This window comes from Pseudomonas sp. PDM25, assembly GCF_019219045.1.
In the GTDB taxonomy this organism is placed as follows: Bacteria; Pseudomonadota; Gammaproteobacteria; order Pseudomonadales; family Pseudomonadaceae; genus Aquipseudomonas.
Genome location: NZ_JAHUWL010000039.1, coordinates 1 through 8846, shown reverse-complemented (window position 1 = coordinate 8846; position 8846 = coordinate 1). Strand labels below are relative to the sequence as shown.

The following is an 8846-nucleotide window of genomic DNA, read 5'->3' as shown; positions in this document are numbered from 1 at the left end:
CAATCAAAGATGCCGGCCAGTTCTAGCAACCGCTCAATGTTGGGCATCACGATGCCGCGCTCGATGCGTGATACCGCCTCATTGCCCACCCCCAGCCGCTCAGCGACTTCCTCCTGGGTCAAACCACGGCGACTGCGTTGCTTCGCAATTGCACGGCCCACCACCCCGCCAAAAACGTCTAATCAGTATCCATCGCCGCCCCATATCAACCTAGATGGTTGAGCACCACCTCATTGACATGAAGAACCTATAAAGTTGAAAATCAACCCAGAAGGTTGCCATTCACCTATTTGTGCCAATACTCAAAAACCAAGGACTTTTTCCATGCCGGAAGCAACAAGCAATCAACAATGGTTTTACGAAGAAAAAGGCCAGCGCCAGCCAGCCAGTGAACAGCAAATCGTAGAACTGATCCGCTCAGGCAAGCTGACTTACGGCTGCCTTATCTGGAAGATCGGACTGGAAAACTGGATTCCGGTCGAAAAAACCGAGTTTCTCCAACACCTCCAAGCGACCTCACCGCCGCCCCTCACCGGCGCCAGCGTCAACAACACAGTGGTATGGCTACTGGCATCCGCGCCACTGCTGGGCTACCTGCTAGAGGCCTTTGTCGCTGGAGCCACCGGGGGCGGTCAGCGGGCGTTGAGTGAGGGCCATTACTGGTATCTCACTGTGTTCTTGAACATCGCCTTGAGTCTGTTCGATGAGAAACGCCTGAAAAACGCCGGGCACGACACACGCCGATTCAAGGGATGGGTTTTTATCGTGCCGGTCTACCTGTACCAGCGAGCCAAGATGCTGAACCAGAACCTGGTGCACCTCATTGTCTGGATTGGCAGTTTCGCACTCACTTTTTTCGTCTAAGCCCTGCCCTTTGGATAGCAGTGCTTCCGGCTGACACCGGGAGCACTACGTCCTAGCTCGGCACGATTGGCGCAACGCTTTAGTCCGATCCAAGGAACTCAGATGAACACGAAACTTTTAGGGGCCTCCCTGTTCGGCTGCCTGCTTGCCAGCACCGCCTCAGCGGGAACTAACGAGTGGACAGCCGACTGGGCGCAAGGCGTGAGCAAATACTTGGTCGATGATGGCAACGACAATGAGCTGAACATCTCCTGCTCAAACGAGAACGACAGCCATAATGTCACAGCCTTCTGCCAGCATCGCGGGAAAGCAATGTGCCTCAGGCGATGATGTCGGCTTCGATGTCATCGTTGACGGCGTGCACTACAGCAACCCGTTCTTCACCAATTGCCGCGCCTGCGGTAACGCCTTTTCAGCCTTTTGGGAAGCGCTACGCAGCGCCAACCATTTACAAATCAGCGATGGCCGTAAAGCCGTGAATCTACCGACCACCCACCTGGCCCAAGTCGCGCTGCCACTCGACTCGCCAGAAAACAGCTGCAAGTCGGCCTGGTAAGGCCCGTACACCGCCCGAGTTGATCTGTTACCACTGCCTCTTTGAGTACCTTCTCGTGCCCCTACAATGTCAATGCTTGCGCAAGCTGATTTATTTCGGGATTGGTTTGGCCACTGCCAATAATGGGTGCTCGTAGCAACGACCGCTGCTCTTTACGATCCACGATCCAGAACGCCATCTTTATAGGTGTTTCCCGCAAGACACCAGTTGCCGGGTCCTCGTCGGAAGCGCCTTTGCCATCCGGCAGCACAAAATCATTCACCTCCTTGACTCGGCGACTACGCAGCCAGGTAATCCAGTGGATGAGCTCGGTGTGCCCCTGCTGCTCCAGCATCTGGGCAAACCGCACCTGCCAACGCTTACACGCTTGCCCGCAAAGCCCTGCACGTCGCTGCAAATCCACCAGGCTTTCGCCATTGATCAGCCCTTGAGCAAACCCCAGCCAGTGTTCCGGATACCCCACTCGGGACAGCAACGTGCCTCGCAGTAAACTCATCTTGCTCCCGCAGCTGGTGCAGCGAAAATCAGGGCGCCGCTCATCGGTACGCTGCATATCAGGCGAACCACACTTCGCGCACACTGCCTGTTGAGTCGTCAACAATAGCTCTAGCCCACTGAGAAACGCCTGGGCTTGGGCGGCAATGTGGCGGTGGTTCCAGACTGGCTCGATCTTGCCGTGCTGACCACCAGCGATACAGCGCTGGAAACTCCTTGGCCATCACGGCGCGGCAGGGCTTGATCCAGCGCCACGTGGTACTGGGGGAGATGCCCATCGCTTTGGCAATACCTTGCGTCGGCCAACCGGCTAACAGGTACTGAGCATAGGTCGACCACAGGTGCATCAGCCCGTACCCCGAAAACGGGGATTTCGACAGACAATTAAACCCCTTGTTGCACGCGCCGCAGCGGTAAAAAGGCAGGCGCAGATTTTGACTGGGGTCCAGTCTAAAGCGTGATGACTGCACGCAGGGCACTCGACCGGTGATTTATTGGGGAGCTCGTGCAGATAGCGGATAAAGGCATCCGCTTGGCTGTGGAATTCGGCGGGTAGGCATCGGTGGTAGTCGGGTGGCGCGGTAGCATCGGACATTGAATTTGTATTTTTCATGGGCAATCTAGTGAGTTGACCCGTCAGCTTCAGCGCACGGGCTCACCGGAAGACGCGTATCGCAATCGGGCAAATCGTCGCGTCCGGAATGGGCAACCAGTTTAGTTAACGTATTACTGTTTAAACGATTGCCCCACCAACAGCACGGAAATCGCGCTGTCGGTGGGTATCGGCTCTAAACAAACGAATCAATATCCAAATGATAGGGCGCCCCCACGGGGTGCCCGCCAATGATTGCCGTTATCGCCTGATCATGGTCAATCGCGGCGGGCGGCGCCATTGCCAGTTGTTCGGGCGCGGTGTTTACCGGGTGTGCCTTCCAGCGTGGCAGGTTCGCGGTGAGCAGTTCGGGATGGGTGGCGACTTGGCCGTAGACATCCCCTGCGCTGGCTTTTTTTCCATGCAACTCGACCAGCCGATCCCGGGTTATTTGCATCTTGCCGATTTCCGCTCGGAGGGCGCGGTACTCATTTTCATGGGCGCGTTGATAGGCATCGGAATGGGTTTCGCGGGAGACCTTTTCCAACTGACGGCACATTCGCTGGAGCGCGTTATCCACCCACTCAAACTCGCGTGTGGTCACCCGTTCGCGGCTAAACTCTAGCGACTCCTGCCAGCGGCGTAGCGTGGCCCAGCTATTGGGAATGTAACCCCCCACCATTAGGTGATTGAGCAGGTACAGGGCGGGTTCAAACACTCTATGCGTCGGCAAGCCATTTTTTTGCTGGAGTACTTCGTTGCACGCTTTATTGATAATGCTCTCGCAACCCGGCTCCCAGAGGATCGAACACTGATGGCCATCCTCAAATCGCACCGGCATAAAATGATGCAGCTTGCCGTGGTGCGCATAAGGGGTGCCGTTGAGGTTGCTCACGCCGACCATAAATATCGAAACACCCAGTGGTGCGTTAACAAAGCTGACGGCAAGGCCGGTGCCATAGACTTTCGGTTTGGTATCCATGCCGGTCCCCGGCACGCTCGGAATCGGGTCGTTGTGATTGACCATCCGGTGATGCGTCAGCTCAGCGGCGCCGTCTACAAAGGTCTGGTCAGCGGCCCGTGGAGAGCCGTAGGTGTAGAGCAAAAGGTCGTACGTAAAACCTTCCCGCCGCCGCAGCATTTCGGCCAATAACAAAGCAACCGCGCCGCCGAGGCTATGGCCGGTAATAATCAGTTTTTGTCCGCTGTGAAATTTATCCAGGTAGGTAGTAACAAAGTCATATGTGACTTTGGCGGCACCATAAAAACCCCGATGTACCTGGCCTACGCCCTCGTCAAAAGGCTCTTGTTTAGCATCACCATCGGTTAGGAGGTCCCACGGCATTTCGTTCGTGCCACGCACCGCAATCAAGATCAGCTCATCGTTATGCGTGATAAAGGCTTGGCTATTTGTTCCATTATCTTTGTCAGTGTCATCAAGGAAGTGAATTTTGGCCGGGTTTTCCTGCGCATTACCCAACTCGGGATTATTCACCTCCGGGTACAACTCAGGATCAAACGGCACGATTTCCAAACGCTTGGAATACGGCACGTCTTCATACAGCGGGTAGTACGGTTTCACCGATTCCTGACCAGCGTCCACCCGCCAGATCTCCTCTGCCTTGGCCAAGGCCGCGCCAAACCAGTTGCCGCTGCTGGGCTGTGCTGGAAAACTCACCGTGCTGGCCCTCACAGGCTGCTGATCAGGATCCTGGCCAAACGGGGTGTAACTCAGGGTGGCCATCAATGCCAGCTGGTAAAGGTTGAGCGCGCAGAACTCGTTACCGGTGGAGAGCATGGGGCGCAAGGCCCGCAGCGGACGCACCTCTAACACGTGATGTTTGTTCGGCAACAGGGGAATGCCAAACCGTTTAGCAAGCTCGGGTAGGTAGCCCGTTTGCCCTTTAACGGGCAGCGGTCGAAACAGCTTAAACACATGGAAGTTGGGCGGGAAATGGCGTGCGGCCAACGGTGGCAGGTGGGCTCCGTGCTCTACCAGTTCACGCACCTCCACCTGATGAAACGCTCCCGCATCCGCCTTGCCTTGTGCAGTGTTGGACTGCGTACGCAGGCCAGACTTACTGGAGAAGCGAGTTTTCTCGGCTCGTACTTGTAGTTCGGTGATGGGCAGCGGGTAGTGCTTCCGGTGCATTAGTTCGCTGTAGTCGTCATTACTGCCTTGGTACGCCTGATTCAGTCGGAGCTCCACCGGACCGCAGTAGTGGTTGTCCACCTTGCCGACGCCGACAGCATCCAGCGTACCGGTGTAGATGATGTCTTCGTAATCGATGAGCTGATAGGTCAGCCCCGCATAGGGCTGGCCGTCACCGAACTCGTCGACCAATTGAAAACTGGTCGAGTGTTCGCGCAACGGGCAAGCGAGCATATCGCCGCTAAAAGAGGCTTTATCACGTTCGGGTAGTTCAAAGTTCACGGGGTCACGTCCTTGTTTTCGGTGCAGCCGGGATAAATGGTGCACGTGTCGCGACCGTCCGGCATTCTGAAGGTGCTGAAGTCTGTGTGGTTGCCGTAACAAAAAGCGTGCTGATCTTCAAAACCTTTACCCATGCAGCGCTTCCAACCACCGGGTACCTTGACCCAGGTATCGCCCATATAGGGTTCTTCCTCATCGGCCAGCTTGATCTTCAAGCGCACGGTTTTGCCCGGCAGTTGATCCAGGGTGTACGCCGCAAATGGATGGCCTCGAGTTAAGCGGCCCTGGGCATCGGTGTCTTTGCAGTCGAGTATTTTTACGATGCGACGCAAGCCGCCTGAGGTACGGAACAACCACTGGCACTGTCCGTAAAACTCGCTTTCACCAGCGGCGTTGAAAGTGCCCTTGTCGTGTGCATCCAGTTCATAGCGAACCGCAACTTTTCCAAAGTCACTGCCGAAGTCGCCTCGGTCTTTTCCATATTTCGCATAGACATCCAGGTCCACACTATGCAACACCAACTCACAGCCTTTACTGGTTCGGCGTATCTCTATCTCGGCATTGGGTTTGTATTCGGTGCGCCACTCACGGTTGAACTGCGGCTTTAAATTGTCGCGCTTACCCAAACTGCAGGTTTGGCCTGAGGCGGGTACGTACGTCACTGTCGCGACATACGCGAAGTTCGGCGGTAAGTCGGCGGTGAAGGTGAAGGTGTCGGATTTACCGCCCGTGGCGGAACAGCCCACCGTAAGGGCCAGGCCACCACTGAGGATCAGGTTTTGAAGAATACGTTTCATACGGGGGCATCTCCCTGCCAGTACAGTGTTTCCTGGTACAAGCGATCAAAGTGCGTTGACGGAGTTTCATGGGGCCGAGGCCACCAGGATTGAGGCGGGACGTAATCCTGCGCTTGCAAGCTCTGCGTCAGCAAAAAATGAATCTGTTCCGGCTCCTGCCAGCCCCAGGTGCGAGCCCAATCAAGCTGGCCGCGCAACCAGGTATCGACGTTCTGCTGTCGGGCCAGACCGACCAGGGCGCCTGAGTGCTCACGCATCAGGTAACGCCGGGTGTTGTCGAACTGCACGCCCGCGAAAGTAGCCGCTGGCGTGGGGGTGTTCAGCCACGCGGGAGCAAGTGGCAGCGGGTGCTGGCCGGGGTCAGGATTGTCGATAACGATCCACTGCTCAGCCTGCCAATAACACACGCTGCTCATCGGACCCAAAAAGTCCGGCTGCTGCTCGGGTTGCAGGTGGGCCAGAGCACGGCCCAATACGCGGTTGTCGTGGAAACGATAAAGCGCTTGATTCGGTCGCTCGCCGATCACCAAGCGTTCCTGCCAATGGGTGGTCAATGCATCAAGGTCGTTGCTTGCGGTACTGGCCAGCCAGCCCCAGTGACGTTCAGGTGTATTGAGCAGCGTCTGTAAGGCCGGATGCTCCACCGACGCCAACTGAAAGAGGTGCGGTGCCACGTTCGCTAATGAGTCGGCAGGCGTACCCAGGTACAGATTGCGGTACTGTTCGACTCCAAGCTCGCTGACCAACGCATTACGCTCGTCAAGTTGTCCGTCAGAATCCAGTACCAAGTAGAGGCGCCGTCCCTGCCTGGATTGTTCTTGTAGCCATTGTTCAAGCGCACTCATGCATTATCTCCAATATTGCATAGGCCATTGCGACAGGCCTAACCAAGCAGGCAAGGCGGTGTGGCTGGCATGGTTGCGAACACCATCGAAAAAACACGCCGTGACGCACCGTCAACGCCGTCGATGCCGTCATTAACGTTGCAGGGCTGGGGCTCTGTCGTATTTTTCACACTGTTGCCCCCTCGCTGTTCGTGATAACCCGGCCAGCGTGGGTGCCCCCTGGCTCTATTGCGACGTCGGTTTATTTGCACCAATTACTATCACTATCGATCAAGTGGTAGCGCAGCAATGTAGTTTTTAAACTTTCCTTAGGAGAAGCGCTAATAAGCGCAATGCCTTGAGCATCGGCTATCGCCTTAAGGTCGTCGGGAGTGTCTACACGCTCATGCACAATGATCGCGACCAGACCTGTGAGCGGCAGTTTTTCCCAGTGCAACTGCTCATTGTTCGCGATGGCTTTGTCTTTAACCGTGTCACTAAATGTTCTGTTCCGCCCGCTTTCCGTTTGGTATTGCCACTTATCACGCCCCGTTTCCTTTTTCGCTGGTGCGCCAGGGGCCGCTCCCATGCCGTCCGTGGTGCTCGCGCGCCAAACATGGGCAGGATCTTCCAGGATGTCCGGCCTGATGATTAGCTGAACGTTACCCGCTGATGCCCCTACGCCCATTCCAGTGGCGATCCATTGAGCGGCTCCCTGCTTGCCTACCGCACGGGTGTAAACAGCCAGGGCTCCGCCACCGCGCTCATCAGCGGTTCTACTGTACTTTCCTTCAGGGCCAAGGCGAGCGTATGCACTTCGTAAAAAGCCGCTTTCAATCGTTTTCGCGGCATACGCAACAGCTATTCCATGAACAAGGGCGAGGGTCTTACTTAAGTCCAATGCCTGATCTCGACCTTCCTGTACCTTGAATCCAGGCTTAGGGTTTTGAAGATGCCAGCCGTCTTCAACTTCGTTATATAAGCCGAATTTGTTCGGCGCGGAGACCTTCGCGACTCGTTTAGGAGCGGCAGTCCGCTGATCGGCCAGGCTCGCAGGTTTTGTTATCGGCATCACCGTCACGGCGACATCCGCCTTTTCGGCATCGGCCGGTTTCAACGTACGACAGGCCTCGCAAAGCGGGCAGTAGTCCGCTGCGTGTTGTTTGGCAGTGGCCACGTTGGACAGCGAACTGGCGATAATCGCCTTTGGTGCGCTGATCAGGGCCTGTGCAGCCTGAAGCGAAGGAACACCGGCTACAGGCGCACCACCCTGGACGATGGGCACGCTGCTGAAAATACCGCCTGAGTTAATGACGAGGTGCTGACCACCGGCCTTGAGCGTCAGACTCATGCCAGCATCGAGCACCACATTGGTGGCAGTGACGTGAGCCTGTGTGCCCGCCTGCATCACCAGCGAGCCACCCGTCGTGGTGCTGCTGTCGCCGGTAATGCTGATCAGCTCATTGCCGCCGATCACGGTGTTACGCAGCCCTTGGGTGGTGTGCAGTTCGTCGCCCTTTATCAAGCTGGAGCTGTGGTGGTCCACCTGCTCAAAACGGTCATGACTGATCAGGCTGTGACTGTCGCCGATAATCTGCTCGCGACGGTCGTGACCGATCCGGGTGTCGCTGTCGTTGAGGATCACCTGTTCGAGGTCACGCTGCGCCCGCAGGTAGATTTTTTCTTGCCCCGTACGGTCTTCAATCGACAGTTCGTTGTAGCCGCCGCTGGCGGGCGAGCTGTGGCTGCGCAGCACCGTCTTGGTTTTGTTCGCAGGCAGGGCGTACGGCACCGGCGTGACCTTGTTCGGCACACACCCGGTAATCAGCGGATCGTCGGGATCACCTTCCAAGAAGGTCACCACCACTTCCATGCCGATGCGCGGGATGGTCACCGCGCCAAAGCAGTCCCCGGCCCAGCTGGAGGACACCCGCACCCAGCAACTGCTCTTGTCGCTGTTCAGTTCGGCCCGGTCCCAATTGAACTCGACCTTGACCCGACCGTACTCATCACAAAAGATTTCCTCGCCGGCAGGCCCGGTGACACGGGCGGTCTGGCTCACCAATTCCTTTTCACGGGTGACCAGCGGTGGACGGTAGAACACGTCCCAGGGAATCGCGGTGAAGGTGTTACGGTAGCCTTGGGTGAAGCCATCTGCGGGTTTCACCTCGCTGGTGACCGACTCTTCCAGCGCTTGAGGTTGTTTCCCGTGGTGATGAACGCTTCGCAGCAGCCACAAGGCGTTGCACGCCTGACGCGGGTGTTCAGTCAGGGTGAAGAAGTG

Annotated in this window: 10 protein-coding genes; 3 read left to right on the top strand and 7 right to left on the bottom strand. The window is 56.7% G+C overall.

What is annotated here, in order from left to right:
- Positions 1–164 (bottom strand): helix-turn-helix domain-containing protein (locus KW848_RS31055; protein ID WP_218539142.1); only part of this gene is annotated, 164 nt, incomplete at its 3' end.
- Between the two features lie 91 nt (positions 165–255).
- On the opposite strand from KW848_RS31055, the gene KW848_RS31050 reads away from it, so the two are divergent.
- The 3 genes from KW848_RS31050 (at position 256) to KW848_RS32290 (ending at position 1420) form a co-directional block, all read left to right on the top strand.
- Positions 256–864 carry a DUF4339 domain-containing protein gene (locus KW848_RS31050; RefSeq protein WP_256365346.1) on the top strand — a complete coding sequence of 203 codons (609 nt, stop codon included), beginning with the start codon at positions 256–258 and terminating at the stop codon, positions 862–864.
- 102 nt (positions 865–966) lie between these two features.
- Complete coding sequence (locus tag KW848_RS32295) at positions 967–1194, top strand: hypothetical protein (protein WP_309140094.1); 228 nt, start codon at positions 967–969, stop codon at positions 1192–1194.
- The gene (locus tag KW848_RS32290; RefSeq protein ID WP_309140093.1) at positions 1142–1420 is read left to right on the top strand and encodes a hypothetical protein; all 279 of its coding nucleotides are present in this window, start codon (positions 1142–1144) and stop codon (positions 1418–1420) included. The genes KW848_RS32295 and KW848_RS32290 overlap by 53 nt, the downstream gene beginning before the upstream one ends.
- Positions 1421–1481: 61 nt before the next feature.
- Here KW848_RS32290 and KW848_RS31040 read toward each other — a convergent pair whose 3' ends face one another.
- The 6 genes from KW848_RS31040 to tssI all read right to left on the bottom strand — a co-directional run.
- The gene (locus KW848_RS31040) at positions 1482–1973 is read right to left on the bottom strand and encodes a hypothetical protein (RefSeq protein ID WP_218539139.1); all 492 of its coding nucleotides are present in this window, start codon (positions 1971–1973) and stop codon (positions 1482–1484) included.
- A 1-nt stretch (position 1974) separates the two neighbouring features.
- The gene (locus KW848_RS32705) at positions 1975–2262 is read right to left on the bottom strand and encodes a helix-turn-helix domain-containing protein (RefSeq protein WP_375154763.1); all 288 of its coding nucleotides are present in this window, start codon (positions 2260–2262) and stop codon (positions 1975–1977) included.
- Positions 2263–2703: 441 nt separating this feature from the next.
- Positions 2704–4941, bottom strand: a complete 2238-nt coding sequence (locus KW848_RS31030; protein ID WP_375154762.1) for a lipase family protein — start codon at positions 4939–4941, stop codon at positions 2704–2706.
- Positions 4938–5738 (bottom strand): hypothetical protein, encoded by an 801-nt coding sequence (locus tag KW848_RS31025; protein ID WP_218539137.1) that lies wholly within the window; start codon positions 5736–5738, stop codon positions 4938–4940. Before KW848_RS31025 ends, KW848_RS31030 begins: the two co-directional genes overlap by 4 nt.
- Positions 5735–6583, bottom strand: coding sequence for a DUF4123 domain-containing protein (locus KW848_RS31020; RefSeq protein ID WP_218539136.1), 849 nt, complete (start codon positions 6581–6583; stop codon positions 5735–5737). Before KW848_RS31020 ends, KW848_RS31025 begins: the two co-directional genes overlap by 4 nt.
- A 241-nt stretch (positions 6584–6824) precedes the next feature.
- Positions 6825–8846 (bottom strand): type VI secretion system tip protein TssI/VgrG (gene tssI, locus KW848_RS31015; RefSeq protein ID WP_218539135.1); only part of this gene is annotated, 2022 nt, incomplete at its 5' end.

Excerpts from the sequence above, each read along its gene's own strand:
- KW848_RS32295 (WP_309140094.1), top strand. The coding sequence starts at position 967 with ATGAACACGAAACTTTTAGGGGCCTCCCTGTTCGGCTGCCTGCTTGCC.
- KW848_RS32290 (WP_309140093.1), top strand. The coding sequence starts at position 1,142 with ATGTCACAGCCTTCTGCCAGCATCGCGGGAAAGCAATGTGCCTCAGGC.
- KW848_RS31040 (WP_218539139.1), bottom strand. The coding sequence starts at position 1,973 with ATGCAGCGTACCGATGAGCGGCGCCCTGATTTTCGCTGCACCAGCTGC.
- KW848_RS32705 (WP_375154763.1), bottom strand. The coding sequence starts at position 2,262 with ATGCACCTGTGGTCGACCTATGCTCAGTACCTGTTAGCCGGTTGGCCG.
- KW848_RS31025 (WP_218539137.1), bottom strand. The coding sequence starts at position 5,738 with ATGAAACGTATTCTTCAAAACCTGATCCTCAGTGGTGGCCTGGCCCTT.
- KW848_RS31020 (WP_218539136.1), bottom strand. The coding sequence starts at position 6,583 with ATGAGTGCGCTTGAACAATGGCTACAAGAACAATCCAGGCAGGGACGG.